This is a genomic window from Blautia sp. HA9023 (genome assembly GCF_056504095.1).
In genome coordinates this window covers 353384-369904 of the sequence record NZ_JBWLUR010000008.1, presented here as the reverse complement: position 1 = coordinate 369904, position 16521 = coordinate 353384, and the positions used below count along the sequence as shown (strand labels likewise).

Here is a 16521-nt window from a genome sequence, read left to right as displayed (position 1 = left end):
CCTCTATGGTATTTTATGACCTGTCCTCCTCGATTAGACTATCAGAAAATGCCATATTCAGTCCTTCAGAAATGGTAAAACTTAAATAGCGCACGGTTTCATCTACATCTTTCGGTGTCACAAACATGGTATAAAGCTTCGGCGAGATCATTTCCTCCAGAAATTCCTTCTGTTCTTCTTCCTCCAGTGCATCCAGAAGATCTGCCATGGAATCATGGACAATGGTAGCCGCATCTACCACCGTAGGCACACCGATCCCGATCACACGGACAGAGAGATTTTCCTCATTCAGACCTTCTCTGTGATTGCCAACTCCGGAACCCGGACTGATCCCGGTATCCGTGATCTGAATGGTACGGTTCAGCCTTGCTGTACTTCTGGCAGCCAGTGCATCAATGGCGATCACCACATCCGGCTTTGTTTCGGAAACGACCCCCTGAACGATCTCCAGCGTTTCCATTCCGGTCTGAGCCATCACTCCTGGTGCGATTCCGCTGATCTGATGCATTTTCATATGTGCATTTGACTTCAGTCCATACTCCCGGATCACATGCCTTGTCATATGAAGACCGGAAACCGCACGTGGTCCAAGAGAATCCGCAGTGATCTCCTGGTTCCCGAGTCCAACCACCAGAACTGACTGCTGCCGTCCCAAATCGATCAGTTCCCGGAGATGATGTGCCACTTCTTCTGAAATCTCCCTGTGATAATCCTCATCCGGAACAGAAAGATCCGGCGCTTCAATGGTGATATATGTCCCCTGCGGTTTTCCCATGGTTCTGGCTCCGTTTTCTGTTGTGATCCGTACCACAGTCGTCCGGACGTCTTTTTCCGCATCATATTTTTCCTGGATCTCTACTCCATGTACTTCTACATTTTCCTCCTGAAAGCGCTCTGTTGCTTCTAGAGCCAGGTCTGTTCTGATTCTGCTCCTTCCAGTCATACTCTCATCCTCTTTTTCTGTAAAATCGTAAACTCTTTCCGCTCCCACTTGCTTTCCGATCATATCATCGCCATGAAAGCCACATTTTTCGGTGTTTTCGTTTTCATTATTTCCCTTTTTCCCATAAATATGTATCCTTTTCTCCTGCATCCACATCATCTGGTATTTTTTTGTCATTTTTCCGTAATTTTTTTGAAAAATATCTTGACATTCTGTTTCACATATAATAATATATATAAGCATGTTTCATAGGAGCGCCCGTGTCTGTTCCTGTGAATGTAATTTATATTATATTTTTAGGAATCGGAGGTGTACGAATTGGCTAACATTAAATCCGCAAAGAAGAGAATCTTAGTTAACAGAACTAAGGCTGCAAGAAACAAAGCAATCCGTTCTGCAGTTAAGACTTCCATCAAGAAAGTTGAGACAGCAGTTGAGAATAAGGATAAGGCAGCTGCAGAGGTTGCTCTTAAGGACGCAATCTCCACAATCAGCAAAGCTACATCCAAGGGCGTTTACCACAAAAATAACTGCGCCAGAAAAATTTCCCGTCTTTCCAAAGCTGTCAACAGCATTGCGTAATAGACCACGGAATATTTTAGTTATAAGCTTATAAGTAAAAGGAAAGACAGTCGAACCGTCAGCGACTGTCTTTTTTGTATATATATTTCTGAAGGAGTTTTTTTTATGATATCTCATCCCCTCTCTGATTTCCGCCGCAGCTATTATATGGAATCTGCCCGCAAAATATTCAAAAGAAAAACCGCAGCCTACGCCAGAAAAATGGACGTAACCTACGGCCGCATTACCATCCGGGAGCAGAAAACCCGCTGGGGAAGCTGTACCAGTGAAGGAAACTTAAACTTCAACTGGCGTCTGATCTTCGCTCCGGAAAAGGTTCTTGATTATGTTGTTGTCCACGAACTTGCCCACCGGAAAGAAATGAACCACTCTCCCGCTTTCTACGCAGTGGTGGCATCTGTAATGCCGGAATATAAAACATACGAAAAATGGCTCAGAGATAACGGCAGAACTCTGTGGCAAAATCCTACGCCATGAAAATGGTAATCATGCACTTTTTGTTCTCGCCGAACTGTATTTCACGATCAGAAGTTCCACACTGAGCACATCTCCCAGTGTACCTGTCTTCACAGCTTCCTCTGCATCCACGAAATCCCGTACTGCATTTTCCAGTTCTTCCACTGTGTAGGATCTGGCACAGGAAGCCAGATTCCGCACAACAAACGAAGGTACTCCCAGTTTGGACGCAATTTCTGTCTGCGAAAGCCCTTCCTGGGACAGTTTCTTTGTGAGACAGATCTGGCGGAACTGTTTTGCCAGAAGAAACAGGATCCTCATCGGCGGTTCCCGAAGCGTCAGAAGATCATAATACAGATCCAGAGCACGTTTCTGATTTTTCTCAGTAACAGCACGTACCATATCAAAGATCTTATTGGTTGTCTGTGTGGTACAGACAGCCTGGATATCCGCCGCAGTCACCACTTCTCTTCCTTCTGTATAGGAAATCAGCTTTTCCAGTTCCATTCTCAGGTTTCCCATATCGGTCCCTGTCATGGACAAAAGCAGTTCCACATCCCTCTGCGTGATCTTACGGCCATTTTTCCCAAGGATTCCTGCAGCCCATCGCATCAGCGTCTTTTCATCCTGCTGCTTAAATTCTCCGATACTCCCGCACGCCTTCACAGCCTTGTACATACGGCTTCGCTTGTCAACCTCAGATTCACAGAACACCAGATAAAGATAATCCGGAAGATTCTTCATATAATCCGCCAGCTCCTCACACTTGTTCTTAAAAAAGCCGGTATCCTCCAGAAGCACGGTCCTTCGATCCGCAAAAAAAGGCATGGTGTCAAAAAGGCTTATAAGCTCCCGGATATCGATGCCTTTCCCCTCATATCTGGCAAAATTCATGGTATCGTCATCCGGATTGAGTGCTTTCACCAGATTTCTTTTATACTGCTGTTTCAGATAAGCTTCCTCTCCATAAAGGAGATATACCTGTTTAAATTTTCCTGATTTAATATCTTCCTGAATATTTTTCAATATCTGTACCCCTGTCTGAATATATTTACCATCGTAACCCGGCAATTTCACTGTAATCCAGTTTATACGACCCGCGCCTGAAATGCAACACCCATACAAAAATTTGACTTTCCCGCGGATTCATGATACTGTAGACGGGTACATATTCCGGCGGAGCCGTTCCGTCAGAGAAATATGTGGAAGGGAGTGTTCCATTATGGAGAAAAAAAGAAACAGCAGAGCAACAAGCAACCTGAAGAGCGCAACCACAAAAGCCAAAGCTACCGTGAAATCAACTGTAGAGAAGATTGAGAAAACACCTGCAGCTGAAAAAACTGTAAAAGCAGTCAAGAAAGCAACCGAGACTGTAGCAGCCAAGGCACCAGAAGTAGTAGAAGAAGTTAAGAACACTGTAAAGAACCATAAGATCAGCGGCATCACACTTGAAATTTTTGAGACATCCATCACAGTTGCCGACCTTGAGACAGCTGTTAAGAAAGATGCAGAAGCAAAAGGCCTTAAGGGCAAAGAGCTCCACATCTATGTAAATGCAGAAGAAAGAGCAGCTTATTACACTGCAGACGGAGAAGGTTCCGACGATTACAAAATCGATCTGACTACTCTGTAAGTTCCAGCGGTTTTTCCGCACGAACACCATACTACATCGGTCTGCCACAGAGCAGTTCCGGCGGCGCAAAAAAGCCATGCACAGGACATCCTTTTTCTTGTCCCACTGCATGACTTTTCTTTTTTGTCTTTTACTGGATCTTTTTAATCCAGTCTCTGGAACAGCCTACCGCTGCTCTCCAGCCTTTTACCATTGCGTTCCGTTTCGCATCATCAATCTGTGTGCGGAAAATCCGCTCCACATTACGGCTTTCCAGAACCGCTTCTTTGCTTTCCCAGAATCCTACGGCAAGACCTGCAAGATAAGCAGCTCCAAGTGCGGTTGTCTCAATGCATTCCGGACGCTCTACAGCTACATTGCTGATATTCGCCTGGATCTGAAGGAGAAGGTTATTGGCACTTGCTCCGCCGTCTACACGGAGAACTGCAAGATCACTTCCGGCATCTGCTTTCATAACTTCCAGCACATCATTAACCTGATATGCAAGAGATTCCAGAGTTGCACGTATAATATGATATTTATTCACACCACGGGTCAGACCTACGATCGTACCACGCGCATACTGATCCCAGTACGGAGCTCCAAGTCCTGTAAACGCCGGCACAACATAGCACCCGTTTGCATCCGGTACTTTTCCTGCAAAATATTCCGTGTCTGAAGCGGAATCCACCAGATGCAGCTCATCTCGGAGCCACTGGATCGCAGCACCTGCAACAAATACGGAACCTTCCAGAACATAAGTGATCTTTCCGTTAAGGCCCCATCCGATCGTCGTAACCAGTCCGTTCTTGGAAAATACCGGCTTATCTCCTGCATTCATCAGAAGGAAACCACCGGTTCCATATGTATTCTTGGTCTCACCTTTCTCAAAGCAGGCCTGACCGAACAGCGCCGCCTGCTGATCACCGGCCGCACCAGCCACCGAGATTCTTCCACCGAAAAAGGACGGATCTGTCTCACCATAAATCTCGCTGGACTCTTTTACCTGCGGAAGCATACACTTCGGAATATTCAGCTCCTCCAGGATCTCATCATCCCACTCCAGAGTATTGATGTTGAACATCATGGTTCTGGATGCATTGGAATAATCGGTTACATGAACAGCACCCTTGGTCAGCTTCCAGATCAGCCAGGTTTCCACGGTACCGAAGAGAAGTTCTCCCTTCTCCGCCCTTTCACGTGCACCTTCCACATTATCCAGGATCCATTTCACTTTGGTTGCGGAAAAATACGCATCAATAACAAGTCCTGTTTTCTGACGGAATTTCTCCTCAAGGCCCTTTGCCTTCAGACTGTCACAGTATTCTGAAGTTCTTCTGCACTGCCATACAATGGCATGGTATACCGGCTGTCCTGTATTCTTATCCCAGACGATCGTTGTCTCTCTCTGGTTGGTGATACCGATCGCAGCAATATCCTCTGCAGTTGCCTCGATCTGATTCATTGCCTCTCTTGCAACAGAAAGCTGTGTAGACCAGATCTCACCTGCGTCATGTTCTACCCAGCCAGGTTTTGGAAAATGCTGGATAAACTCCTTCTGTGCCACACTGCGGATCCTTCCGTTTTCATCGAAAAGAATACAGCGGTTGCTGGTTGTTCCGGAATCCAGCGCCATAACATATTTTGCCATATAAAAATCCTCCAATACATTTCTTGACCGCATCATCAAAGCTTATGCAGCCTAAAGCTCCCATACCCCCTGATTCGTAGTGGAAACTGCTGTGGCCCCCGCCCCCAGCGCTCCCATTACATCCTCTTTATCAGAAATCAGACCACCTGCGATCACAGGTACCCTGCTTGTTCTGCATATTTTTCTGAGGATCTTCGGCATCAGCCCTGGCAAAACTTCAACCACGTCCGGCAGCTGCTCATGCTGGTTTCCAAGATTTTCAATATTCTTGATCGCCATGGAATCAATGAGAAAAAAGCGCAGGACGGTATACATCCCGAGCTTTTTTGCTCTGTTGATCATCGATGCTTTGGTGGAAATAATTCCATCTGCATGAATATCCTCACAAATATAATCGACAGATACCTCTTTTGAACTCAATCCGGTTATCAGATCAATATGTACCATTGCAATCTTCCCTGCCTGATGGATCCGCTCTACGATCTCTCCGATAGAACGAATATCTCCATACAGGATAAAGATCACAGTAAGTTCTTCTCTTTGCAGACAGTTTGAAAGTCCCTGTTCATCTTTCACTGCCGCTATGATCGGGTTTGCCTCGATCGCGTCCAGAAATTCTCTATCCATCTGTTTGCCCTCCGCAATGTTCACACAATATAGTTGTATCTTCACACATTATCCGAAGATATTACTTCTATTGTAACAGTTTATCATTGCAAAGGCCAGACAGTTTTACCAGATATGTCGATATTTGTTACTGTTCACTCCGTGGCCAGTAACTGATAATTTCATCAAAACCAGGCAAGTCGCAATGACTTGCCTGGCTCAGAAATATTATTTCTCAAATGGGAATTTGAACTGTGTAAGTCCGAATTCATCACGAAGTCCGATAAACTCTTTCTGAACTGCCTCCGTTACCGGAACTCCCTTATCTTTACGATACATCCATACATCGTACTCTTTCTCACCTGCGGTGTAGATACGTTCCTGTCCAGGAGCTTTCTCAGATCCTCTCAGGTCTCTTAAGATATCGCCGCATGTTTTCTTGAATGCTTCAGCGCCCATGAATGCTTCTGTATCGATCGCGATGAAGAAGTGTCCAAGATGATATGGACGGATGCTTCCATCTTCATTCTTTCCTTCCAGTGCTCTTAAGAAGATACCGGACTGAAGTGCTGCGGAAAGGATCTCAACAACTGTGGAGTATCCATATCCTTTATATCCTCCGTTTGTCTCGCCAAATCCGCCGAGAGGAGCAAGTGCAGCCTGTTTGCTGCGGATCTTCTTGAGGATCTCAACGCTGTCTGTAAGCTCCTCACCTTCTCTGGAAATAACAAGACCTTTAGGAGTATCGTGTCCGATACGTGCGTAGTATTCGATCTTGCCGTTCTGGATAACAGATGTTGCACAGTCCAGCATGAACGGGAATGGCTCATCTGTAGGCATGCTGAATGTCAGCGGGTTTGTTCCGAGCATATTCTCAACACCAAATGTAGGTGCAACGGACGGTCTTGCGTTTGTACCACTGATACCGATCATGTTCTCTTTTGTTGCGAGACCTGTCCAGTATCCTGCGATTCCATAATGAGAAGAGTTACGAACTGCAACCATACCCATGCCATACTTATGTGCTTTCTCGATACACATATCCATAGCTTTCTTGCTGGCTACCATTCCCATACCATCGTTGGCATCAATAACTGCAGTTGTTGGTGTCTCTTTGATGATATCAATCTTTGTTACCGGATTTAAGATTCCGGCTTTGATACGATCAATGTAGATCGGTTTGAAACGGTTGCAGCCATGGCTCTCAATTCCACGTCTGTCACTCTCAAGAAGTACATCAGAGCAAAGTCTTGCGTCTGCTTCCGGAACTCCTACTTTCTCAAATACAGCTGTCATAAAATCATCTGCGAGCTGCCAAGGAATAAAAGGTCTTGTTTCTTTCTCCATTGTAAAAATCCTCCATATACATTATTATAGTTTTTTTATTTTACTTATATAGATCTGCAGCAGGACCCCCTCCTGCCGGAGATTTCAAATTTAGCCTGCCTCCTGTATGTGCCTCACAGAAAGCGTCTTTACATCGCAGTGTCAATCCTCATCTGCCACTGCTCTTCCTCTGTCCGGATAATTGGTGATGATGGAGTTTACTCCCCATTTCTTCATCCTTCTCATATCCTCTTCCTCGTTTACAGTCCAGACATTCACCCCGATCCCGTTCTGGGAACAGCTGCGTACATGTTCTTCCTTCAGATATTCCAGATTCGGATGATAATACTGCACATCACAGGTTCTTGCATAAACCCCTGCATTATCCACATATTTCTCTACCAGAAAGCCTCCTGCAATAGTCTCATCACTCTGTCTGCACAATACAATGGATGCGTTATTGAAAGAGGAAAGAATGATCCGATCCTCCAGACCATATTCGCAGATCATATCAATGACCTTCTCTTCCATACCACCATAATAATAAACACTGTTCTTCAGCTCGATGTTTGTGATCAGATCTTCCTCCTCTGCCATCCACTCCAAATACTCTCTCAGAGTCGGAATCTGAAGTCTGCCGAATTTTCCGGCAAACTTATCCGGATAACTGCAATCCAGTTTACACAGCTCAGCATATGTAAGATCATAGATATACCCGTTTCCATCTGTGGTACGGTCAACCTTCTCATCGTGCATGATCACCGGAACCAGATCCTTGGTCAGCTGTACATCAAGCTCGATCCCCTCGCAACCAGCCTCCACAGCCTTCTGAAACGCCAGCATTGTATTCTCCGGATATTCTCCGCTGAAACCACGATGTCCAAATACTTTCATTCTAATCATCCTCCATTCAATGCATTACATCGTTGTGAGCATTTTTGCTAATTCATATTTCTGATTATATCATAGTGTTTATTTATTTTCAACATTTTTTATCGGTTTTTATATATTTTTTTGTTATTTTTTAATTAATTATTCTTTTAAACGCTAATATTTTTTGTGCATTTTGTATATTTTATTTCATGACAAACAAAGCGATAAAAAAGCCTTTTCAGGTTTATTTTATTCGCTTTGTCTGCCGGAGGGCTGACATATTATAAGCATATAGTTTGCCATATATATCCTTTGCAGATCACTGTATGATCTGCTTCACATTTCCTGTAGCCACGATATCCACGCCTGTGCCTGCTACATTCTCCAGGATCACGTCCCCGATCTGAACCGGCGCTTCCACACATACATCCCGCAGCGCTTCCACACAGTCAAAAATCTTTCCTTTCGGAATATCCTGTGCTGTCTTTACTGACACCACCGGCATGCTTCCATTCTTCACACGAACGGTCGTTGTCACGATCCTGGTCGGATCTGTCACTTCCTTCACTGCATATTCCGCACCTTTTTTACAGGTATTTCCTGTGACGGAAATGATTTCTTTTCCATCCATTTCCACCAGAAGGGCGCATCCCATAGGACATCCGATACAAGTAAGATTCCTTTTTTCCATTTTCATCACTCCTCCACCTGGATCACAAGTTCATGTTTATCCTGTTTCTGTTTTCCTTCCAGAATGGAAAGAAGCTGCTCTTTTTTCAATTTGATCTGTTCCATCTCTCCGGGTGCTGCCACCTGTTTTTTTCTGGAAAAGATCCGTTCTCCATCCAGATATGCACGGATGTAACAATTTTTATATACATTTCCCACACGGAAGCGGACCAGCTGCTCCTCCGCCATGTGACCGATACGGATCTCAGACGGCACTGTATAGCGGACTCCGTTTTGGGGCGAAAGCGTGATCTTTATCTCTTCCGGTATTTTGTCCTCTCCATTGTTGTTTACATAGAGAGCCGCATTTCTTCCTGCATTGCCGGCTTCCTCCGAAACAAAATCCACCAGATCATGAACATGAAGAACATTTCCGCAGGCAAAAATACCTTCTACATTTGTCTCCAGACTTTCGTTTACCACCGGTCCGGAAGTCACATTGCTCAGCTTCACACCTGCCTGTCCGGAAAGCTCATTCTCCGGGATCAGACCAACAGAAAGAAGAAGCGTATCGCATTCAAAAAATTCCTCTGTACCGGGAATCGGGCGTCTGTTTTCATCTACCTCTGCAAGAGTGATTCCTTCCACGCGCTCTTTTCCTTTTATGTCAACCACTGTATGACTAAGCTTCAACGGGATTCCAAAGTCATCCAGGCACTGCACGATATTTCGCTTCAGGCCTCCGGAATATGGCATCAGCTCTGCCACTGCCTTAACCTCTGCGCCTTCCAGCGTCATACGTCTGGCCATGATCAGTCCGATATCACCGGATCCCAGGATCACTACTTTTTTTCCCGGCATAAATCCTTCCATGTTTACAAGGCGCTGTGCTGTTCCTGCTGAATAAATGCCTGCCGGTCGATATCCCGGAATGTTCAGTGCACCTCGCGGTCTCTCTCTGCAGCCCATGGCAAGGATCACAGCTTTTGCCTGGATCTGATACATTCCCTCCTGGCGGCTCATGGCAGTGATCACCTTATCCTGGCTGATATCCATGACCATGGTGTTCAGCCGGTACTCGATCTGCCGCTCTTTTACCATCCGGATAAAACGTGCCGCATATTCCGGTCCTGTCAGCTCCTCCTGAAATGTATGAAGGCCAAATCCATTATGGATACACTGATTCAGGATCCCGCCCAGTTCCTTATCACGTTCCAGGATCAGGATACTCTCTGCTCCCTCTTTCTTTGCAGCCAGGGCTGCTGCCAGTCCTGCAGGGCCTCCGCCTATGATCACGATATCTCTCTTCACCATAATCTTATCATTCATGGTTCTCGCCCTCCTCTGCAATTTTTTTGTTGATTCCTTCGATCAGTCTGGAATCTCCGCCTGTTTTTGTGATCTCCTCCATGGAAATGCCAAGCTCTCGGCTGAGGATCTCCATTGTTCTGGGAGAGCAAAAACCTGACTGACATCTTCCCATTCCTGCTCTTGTACGACGTTTTACTCCATCCAGGGATTTCGCTCCAAGAGGTCTTCGGATCGCATCCAGGATCTCTCCCTCAGAGATCATCTCACATCTGCAGATGATATTTCCATATTCCGGAGATCTTTTGATCAGCTCATTTCTTTCTTCCAGAGAAAGCTCTGACGGATCCAGGATCCCTTTTCTCACCGGATCAAAATCCGTATTTACTTCCGGATGTAATTTTTCTTTTACGATATCAGCAACCATACAGCCAATGGCCGGTGAGCTGGTAAGTCCCGGTGATGCGATCCCTGCACAATCGATAAATCCGGGTGCATCCTCCACCTCTTCGATCACAAAATCCATACCGTCCTCGATAGCACGGAGTCCTGCAAAGCTTGTGATCACCTTCCGCAGTGGAATATCCTTTACTGTTTTCCGGGATTTGGCACTTACTTCCTCCATTCCCTCTGATGTAGTCGCTGTTTCCTCCCGATCCTCCAGATCCGTAGCTGTAGGCCCGATCAGAAGATTACCGTGAACAGTCTGTGTTACCAGAACTCCTTTTCCGTTCTTATTTGGAAGCGCAAAGATCGTATGATTCACATGTGTTCCTGCACTTTTATCAAGAAGCATATACTCACCCTTACGAGGAGTGATATGCAGTTTTTTCTCACTTACCATATTATGAAAAACATCCGCATAGACACCGGCAGCATTGACGATACAGCCTGTCTCAAAATCACCCTTTGAGGTTTCCACAACAAAACCATTTTCCTGTTTTCGGATGTTCTTTACTTCTGTGTCAAATTTAAATTCCACGCCATTGTTATATGCGTTCTCTGCCATTGCAATGTTCAGCTCAAAGGGACAGACAATTCCGGCTGTCGGTGCATACAGCGCTGCCAGCACCTGATCAGACAGATTCGGCTCCATGGCAAGTGCTTCTTCTCTGTCAAGGATCCTTAGTCCCTCTACTCCGTTTTTCATTCCTCTTTCACACAGCTTATGCAGCATGGCAATTCCATTCTCAGTTGTACAGACAGTCAGCGAACCAGTCTGTTTAAAAGGAAAATCCAGTTCCTTCGAAAGCTGTCCCATCATATTGCTGCCCTTCACATTCAGTTCCGCCATAAGGCTTCCCGGTTCTGCATCATAACCGGAATGAGCGATTCCGCTGTTTGCCTTGGAAGTTCCACAGCATACATCCTCTTCTCGCTCCAGAACGCAGATTTTCAGCCGATATCTTGAAAGCTCTCTCGCCGCTGCCGCTCCGGAAACTCCTGCTCCGATAATGATCACATCATACATAGATCTGTTTCTCCTTTCCTGTTTGCGGATCTTCTGAACTGTCCCCGGCTTTCTCTGCGCCGGAAACAGCAGAATATCCGTTGCAACACAAGCATTGCCGTCCGCAGGTAAATATTCTGCGAGGAGTACTGCTTACGAACAGCAATCTTTCAAGTGAATATGCCATTATTTTTATGCTGTAACCCTTGTAATCCTTTTGAAATATTAACATTTGTGCATAAAAATAGCCGGCATAAAAACACACTTATCCATGTGTCTTCATGCCGGTCTCTGTTCTCAATAGCATTCTCTGTATTCAGCAAACTGAATCAGATTCTCTCTTCACTTTGTACTCATTATATCAGACTATTCTTCACATTTCAAGTACATTTTTCGTAAAATATATCGTTTTTTCTTTAACATACTCTTAACTTCATCAAAAACATGATAAGTTTCATTGTATTCCCGATCATATTTCCTCCACGGAAATAACTCCTTCCTGCTGCCTTACCTCGCGAAATACAGTATGGCGTGCTTTCCATTTGGCAGCCTCCATTGTTGCCTGGATCACCACACTCTGTGTTTTGGATCTCTTTTTGATGATAACTACGTTGGAGATCAGGATGTCCTCTTCCCGAAGCTTCTTTATGACCATACTCATCTTATCTTCATTTTCAAACTCCATATATACGTCATAAGTATTGGAATGCTCTTCCACATAAACCTCTATATATTTCGCATATTTGAACACCAGAATAAGCCCCAGCGTGGTAAAGATCGCACCGCTGTAAAAGCCGATCCCCACAGCAAGTCCGATGCACGCGGAGGTCCAAAGACTGGCTGCTGTCGTAAGACCGGATACATGTCTCTGTCCGGTCACGATGATGGTTCCTACTCCGAGAAAACCGATTCCGCTGACAACCTGTGCGCCAAGTCGTGCAGTATCTCCGATTCCTGCCCCATTAGAATATACATGGATAAAATCGCCCGTCATCATAACCAGAGTTGCCCCCATACAGACGATCATATGTGTTTTTACACCTGCCACACGCTTCTTCATTCCACGGTCAATACCGATCAGACATCCAAGAAACATCGCAAGAATCAGCCGAAACAGCGTCGATCCCATATTTAAAGTGTGCAAATAATCCGATATTGCATTACATGCTCCGAGAATTCCGCCCATAAATTTGCTCCTTTCCTGTTGTAACATTATTTTCTGCCGGTGATAACGCCAATCGCGCATCACTTCATTTTACCCTGCACGAACGCCGCAGGCCACACTCACTCCATTCGAAAGCTGTCTAGTCAGCCGGACTTACTCCGTCCGTCTCACTACACAGTTTTTTCATATGATCACCCCGGATATACATTATCTGTAGTCTCACAGCATGTAAAACAGCAGGGATACCGGCGCCCGGCGGCGGTATCCCTATCTGTTGCTCTATCTACTGATCAGAGGGCATTCTGATTATTTAATAGACTCGTTATAGTTCTCGATCGCTTTGTTTACAGAAGCTGCAAGCTGATCAACAGCGTCCTGAGTTGTAAGCTTGCCATCATATACCTGAGGCATGATCTCGTTGAATGTAAGACGGGCTTCTGTCTGTACACCGGAGAGAACACCTGCTGTATTTGCGTTTACAGGAGAATCTTTCAGCTGATTGATAGCTGTCTCGAAGTTCGGGTTCTCTTTGAGGTAAGCTTTCATATCATCTGTCTCATAAGCTTTCTCGTTAATCGCAAAGTATCCTGTACCCATGGACCATTTAGCCTGTACGTCAGGAGTTGTGATGTACTCGATGAATTTCCAAGCTGCATCTTCATTTGCTTCGTTTCCTGTATCTGTAAGCCACAGAGAACCACCACCGATGATAACGCCGCCTTCATCATTCTTCTCGATTCTCGGAAGATATCCTGTACCAACTTCGAACGGAGAAGAATCAACTGCATTTTTCAGGATAGCGGTAGACTCGATGATCATGCCAACCTGTCCGGAGAAGAATGCTGTCTGGGTATCTGCTGTTGTTGTTCCGTAATCTTCAAAATATCCGGAATCATACAGTTTTTTCCACATATCGAATACTTTAAGGCCACCACCGTTGGAGTCAAAATCAACAGCTGTAACTGCCTCTGTACGTCCATTGTCATTATTTCCATATGTTAAGCCAAGTCCTGCAAGCTGCTGTTCAAAAAACCATCCGTAAATAGCCTGTGAATAACCAACCGGAGCTGCTCCGCTCTCTACGATTTTCTTGGAGTCTTCAAGAACCTCATCGTAAGTTGTTGGCGGTGTCTCAGGATCAAGACCTGCTGCCTCAAATACGTCTTTGTTGTAATACAGCATAGGTGTGGATACGTTGAATGGCATTGCATACTGTTTGCCATCTACTGTATAGTAGCTGCTGATAACGTCCATAACGGAACTCTTATCATAACCTGTGGATTCGAATTTGTCCTCTACCGGGATGACAGAACCACTGTCATACATGAATTTTGTTCCAACATCATACATCTGGCAGACATCCGGAAGACCAGAATCACTCTGCATAGCTGCTTTCAGTTTTGTGATGGTGTCATCATAAGTTCCCTGATACTCAGCTTTAATTTCAATCTCATCCTGAGATGCGTTGAAATCATCTACGATCTGCTGAAGCACTTCACCGTTTGTACCACCCATTGCATGCCAGAATGTGATGGTAGTTTTGTCAGCCGCGCTTACTGAGCATGGAGCTGCCAGAGATGCTGCCATGATTCCTCCTAAAAGAATCGCCATCCATTTTTTGTTTTTCATATAGAAACCCTCCTTTTATATTGGTTCCGGTCTGCCCCAATACAGACCGGATAAATTAACGTTTTTACTACTGCTTATTTCATCAGATCAACCCTTAACAGCACCGGCAGTCAGACCACTGATCATCTGTTTCTGACCAATGATGAATACCAGGATCGACGGGATCAGGATAACCATGGCACCAGCCATAACCGGTCGGAAGTCTGTTGCCTCAGCACCCTGGAGCATACCAAGACCGATCTGAACTGTTCTCATATTTACACTGTCTGTTACAAGCAGTGGCCACAGATAGTAGTTCCAGCTCTGAAGGAATACATAAATGATCAGAGCACCAAGTGATGGTTTGATAAGTGGAACACCGATGGTATATAAGAATTTAAAGTTTGTACATCCATCAATTTCAGCTGCCTCATGGATCTCCTTCGGCAGTGTCAGGAATGCCTGACGCATGTTAAATACCGCAAAAGCTGCCGCTGCATTCGGAAGGATCAAAGCTGCGTATGTATTACGGATACCCCAGTCAGCGATTGTCAGGTAGTTTGCGATGATGATCGCCTGGCTTGGGATCATCATGGTTGCCAGCATGATATAGAACAGGACTTTTTTGCCCTTGAATTCCATCATTGCAAAAGCATAAGCTGCAAGAGCACCTGTGACAACCTGAGCAAATGTGATAACACCGGATACGATCAGTGAGTTCTTAATGAAAGTAAAGAACGGTGCCAGCTGGAATGCTCTTGTGTAGTTCTCAAGGGTCAGATGAGACGGCCAGAACTTTCCGCCGTAGATCTCTTTCAGATCCATCATACTAACATTGAAGCAGTAGATAACAGGAACGATAATAATAATTGCAAAAATAATATTCAGCGCATACATCGCCACTTTTACATATGGTTTTTCTTTCATCAGTAGGTCACCTTCTTTTCCAGTCTAAACTGCAGTGCAGTCAGGATAATCAAAATAACAAACAGAACTACGGATTCTGCACAGGCTACACCGAAACGGCTGTTGATAAATGCCTCCTGGTAAATCTCATACACGATAACGTTGGTACTCTCTGCCGGCCCGCCCTGGGTCATCATCTTGAACTCTGCGTACGCCTGTACGGAGTTGATAACGTTGATAATAAGAAGGAAGAACAGTGTCGGAGAGATTGACGGGATTGTTACATGGCGGTGTTTCTGGAAGAAATTCGCTCCATCCAGCGCAACGCTCTCATAAAGTTCAGCCGGTACACTCTGGATCGCTGCAGTAAGGTAAATGAAATTCATACCGATCGCCATCCATACACTAACGATCGTAACTGCGATCAGTGCATATTTCTTATCTGTCAGCCATCCGATATGAGTTCCGAGAGCCTTGTTCAGGATACCCAGAGAGCTGTGGAAAATAAACATGAACACTACAGATGCCGCTGCTGCGGAAATAGCCATCGGAAGTGCATATACAGTACGGAAAAATCCCTTTGCCCTGATCTTCTCTGTACTGATGATCGCCAGTATAAAACCGAGCACAATAGAAAGGATAACTCGCATAACAGAGAATTTCAGTGTTGTCACCAAACTGTTAAGGAACGTTCCATCTGTAAAAATATTCGTATAGTTGTCTAGCCCTACATACTGTGCCACCTGACCAAGAGGTGTGGTTCTGGCAAAACTTAACTGAATCGTCTTAACAAACGGCCAGAATACAAACAGTATAAAAAGGATCATTACAGGAATCAGATAGAGATATGGCTCTACTGTCCTGAAAAAAGATTTTTTACTTTTCATTGTATATCACCTGCTTTTCATAAATTTGTGTACTTCTGATCAGTCCTGTTATTACGGTCCCCCATATCTGCAACAGTTCTGATCACGTTGCCCTTTACACATCCTGCCGGAAAATACTTCCGTTATATCTTCCGGGCTTTACCCCAATGTATCATATCAAAATGCCCTCCTGCTACCCTCCTCTGCATTCATGTATTGTTATATTTACCAACTTTTAACCAAATGATAACACATATTTTACATATAATCAACAGTTAAATTTGATTTTTTCAATATTTTTTCATTAACTTTTGATAATTATTTCCATTGTATAGTGCATCATTTTATATATTTTGCACAATAGCAAGCGTTTTAACAAGGCAATCTGATACGATCACCTTCTTCTCAAAAGCCAATAAAAAAAGCGACAGAAATAACACATCTTTCGATGTATTCCTTCTGCCGTTCTCTCTTCTCAATGGCACTGTCTGTTTTATACA

At 44.7% G+C, this 16521-nt stretch carries 15 protein-coding genes and 1 pseudogene; 3 read left to right on the top strand and 13 right to left on the bottom strand.

The window, feature by feature from the left end; genetic code table 11:
• Positions 1-13 precede the first annotated feature (13 nt).
• Complete coding sequence (gene gpr, locus AC04Q6_RS11780; RefSeq protein ID WP_118062072.1) at positions 14-943, bottom strand: GPR endopeptidase; 930 nt, start codon at positions 941-943, stop codon at positions 14-16.
• 318 nt (positions 944-1261) lie between these two features.
• Between gpr and rpsT the strand changes: the two genes are divergently transcribed.
• Complete coding sequence (rpsT, locus tag AC04Q6_RS11775) at positions 1262-1525, top strand: 30S ribosomal protein S20 (protein ID WP_021976748.1); 264 nt, start codon at positions 1262-1264, stop codon at positions 1523-1525.
• Between the two features lie 120 nt (positions 1526-1645).
• Positions 1646-2002: pseudogene (locus AC04Q6_RS11770) on the top strand (M48 family metallopeptidase); the annotation flags it as partial.
• A 9-nt stretch (positions 2003-2011) separates the two neighbouring features.
• Here the strand turns inward: AC04Q6_RS11770 and holA are convergent.
• Positions 2012-3007 (bottom strand): DNA polymerase III subunit delta, encoded by a 996-nt coding sequence (holA, locus tag AC04Q6_RS11765; protein ID WP_021976750.1) that lies wholly within the window; start codon positions 3005-3007, stop codon positions 2012-2014.
• A gap of 196 nt (positions 3008-3203) precedes the next feature.
• Here holA and AC04Q6_RS11760 point away from each other — a divergent pair, with 196 nt between their 5' ends.
• Positions 3204-3614 carry a DUF6465 family protein gene (locus tag AC04Q6_RS11760; RefSeq protein WP_021976751.1) on the top strand — a complete coding sequence of 137 codons (411 nt, stop codon included), beginning with the start codon at positions 3204-3206 and terminating at the stop codon, positions 3612-3614.
• A 130-nt stretch (positions 3615-3744) separates the two neighbouring features.
• Here AC04Q6_RS11760 and glpK read toward each other — a convergent pair whose 3' ends face one another.
• The 11 genes from glpK to AC04Q6_RS11705 form a co-directional block, all read right to left on the bottom strand.
• Entirely contained in the window at positions 3745-5244 is a 1500-nt protein-coding gene (gene glpK, locus AC04Q6_RS11755) for a glycerol kinase GlpK (protein ID WP_119247761.1), read from the bottom strand.
• 51 nt (positions 5245-5295) lie between these two features.
• Entirely contained in the window at positions 5296-5871 is a 576-nt protein-coding gene (locus tag AC04Q6_RS11750) for a glycerol-3-phosphate responsive antiterminator (RefSeq protein ID WP_119247760.1), read from the bottom strand.
• A gap of 207 nt (positions 5872-6078) precedes the next feature.
• Complete coding sequence (locus tag AC04Q6_RS11745; protein ID WP_021976754.1) at positions 6079-7197, bottom strand: Ldh family oxidoreductase; 1119 nt, start codon at positions 7195-7197, stop codon at positions 6079-6081.
• Between the two features lie 141 nt (positions 7198-7338).
• Positions 7339-8070 carry a glycerophosphodiester phosphodiesterase gene (locus tag AC04Q6_RS11740; RefSeq protein ID WP_021976755.1) on the bottom strand — a complete coding sequence of 244 codons (732 nt, stop codon included), beginning with the start codon at positions 8068-8070 and terminating at the stop codon, positions 7339-7341.
• 298 nt (positions 8071-8368) lie between these two features.
• On the bottom strand, positions 8369-8740 hold the full coding sequence (locus AC04Q6_RS11735) for a DUF1667 domain-containing protein (protein ID WP_021976756.1): 372 nt from the start codon (positions 8738-8740) through the stop codon (positions 8369-8371).
• 5 nt (positions 8741-8745) lie between these two features.
• Positions 8746-10032, bottom strand: a complete 1287-nt coding sequence (locus AC04Q6_RS11730) for an NAD(P)/FAD-dependent oxidoreductase (protein WP_119248200.1) — start codon at positions 10030-10032, stop codon at positions 8746-8748.
• Positions 10033-10039: 7 nt separating this feature from the next.
• Positions 10040-11497, bottom strand: coding sequence for an FAD-dependent oxidoreductase (locus AC04Q6_RS11725; RefSeq protein WP_476389692.1), 1458 nt, complete (start codon positions 11495-11497; stop codon positions 10040-10042).
• A gap of 448 nt (positions 11498-11945) precedes the next feature.
• The gene (locus AC04Q6_RS11720; RefSeq protein WP_015527451.1) at positions 11946-12662 is read right to left on the bottom strand and encodes an MgtC/SapB family protein; all 717 of its coding nucleotides are present in this window, start codon (positions 12660-12662) and stop codon (positions 11946-11948) included.
• 285 nt (positions 12663-12947) lie between these two features.
• Positions 12948-14270: an ABC transporter substrate-binding protein gene (locus tag AC04Q6_RS11715; protein WP_118062035.1), complete on the bottom strand. Its 1323-nt coding sequence runs from the start codon at positions 14268-14270 to the stop codon at positions 12948-12950.
• Positions 14271-14357: 87 nt separating this feature from the next.
• Complete coding sequence (locus tag AC04Q6_RS11710; protein ID WP_021976760.1) at positions 14358-15176, bottom strand: carbohydrate ABC transporter permease; 819 nt, start codon at positions 15174-15176, stop codon at positions 14358-14360.
• Complete coding sequence (locus tag AC04Q6_RS11705; protein ID WP_021976761.1) at positions 15176-16042, bottom strand: carbohydrate ABC transporter permease; 867 nt, start codon at positions 16040-16042, stop codon at positions 15176-15178. The genes AC04Q6_RS11710 and AC04Q6_RS11705 overlap by 1 nt, the downstream gene beginning before the upstream one ends.
• Positions 16043-16521 lie beyond the last annotated feature (479 nt).

Coding starts and splice junctions, on each gene's coding strand:
- gpr (WP_118062072.1), bottom strand. CDS start 943: ATGACTGGAAGGAGCAGAATCAGAACAGACCTGGCTCTAGAAGCAACA.
- AC04Q6_RS11760 (WP_021976751.1), top strand. CDS start 3,204: ATGGAGAAAAAAAGAAACAGCAGAGCAACAAGCAACCTGAAGAGCGCA.
- glpK (WP_119247761.1), bottom strand. CDS start 5,244: ATGGCAAAATATGTTATGGCGCTGGATTCCGGAACAACCAGCAACCGC.
- AC04Q6_RS11750 (WP_119247760.1), bottom strand. CDS start 5,871: ATGGATAGAGAATTTCTGGACGCGATCGAGGCAAACCCGATCATAGCG.
- AC04Q6_RS11745 (WP_021976754.1), bottom strand. CDS start 7,197: ATGGAGAAAGAAACAAGACCTTTTATTCCTTGGCAGCTCGCAGATGAT.
- AC04Q6_RS11740 (WP_021976755.1), bottom strand. CDS start 8,070: ATGAAAGTATTTGGACATCGTGGTTTCAGCGGAGAATATCCGGAGAAT.
- AC04Q6_RS11735 (WP_021976756.1), bottom strand. CDS start 8,740: ATGGAAAAAAGGAATCTTACTTGTATCGGATGTCCTATGGGATGCGCC.
- AC04Q6_RS11730 (WP_119248200.1), bottom strand. CDS start 10,032: ATGGTGAAGAGAGATATCGTGATCATAGGCGGAGGCCCTGCAGGACTG.
- AC04Q6_RS11725 (WP_476389692.1), bottom strand. CDS start 11,497: ATGTATGATGTGATCATTATCGGAGCAGGAGTTTCCGGAGCGGCAGCG.
- AC04Q6_RS11720 (WP_015527451.1), bottom strand. CDS start 12,662: ATGGGCGGAATTCTCGGAGCATGTAATGCAATATCGGATTATTTGCAC.
- AC04Q6_RS11715 (WP_118062035.1), bottom strand. CDS start 14,270: ATGAAAAACAAAAAATGGATGGCGATTCTTTTAGGAGGAATCATGGCA.
- AC04Q6_RS11710 (WP_021976760.1), bottom strand. CDS start 15,176: ATGAAAGAAAAACCATATGTAAAAGTGGCGATGTATGCGCTGAATATT.
- AC04Q6_RS11705 (WP_021976761.1), bottom strand. CDS start 16,042: ATGAAAAGTAAAAAATCTTTTTTCAGGACAGTAGAGCCATATCTCTAT.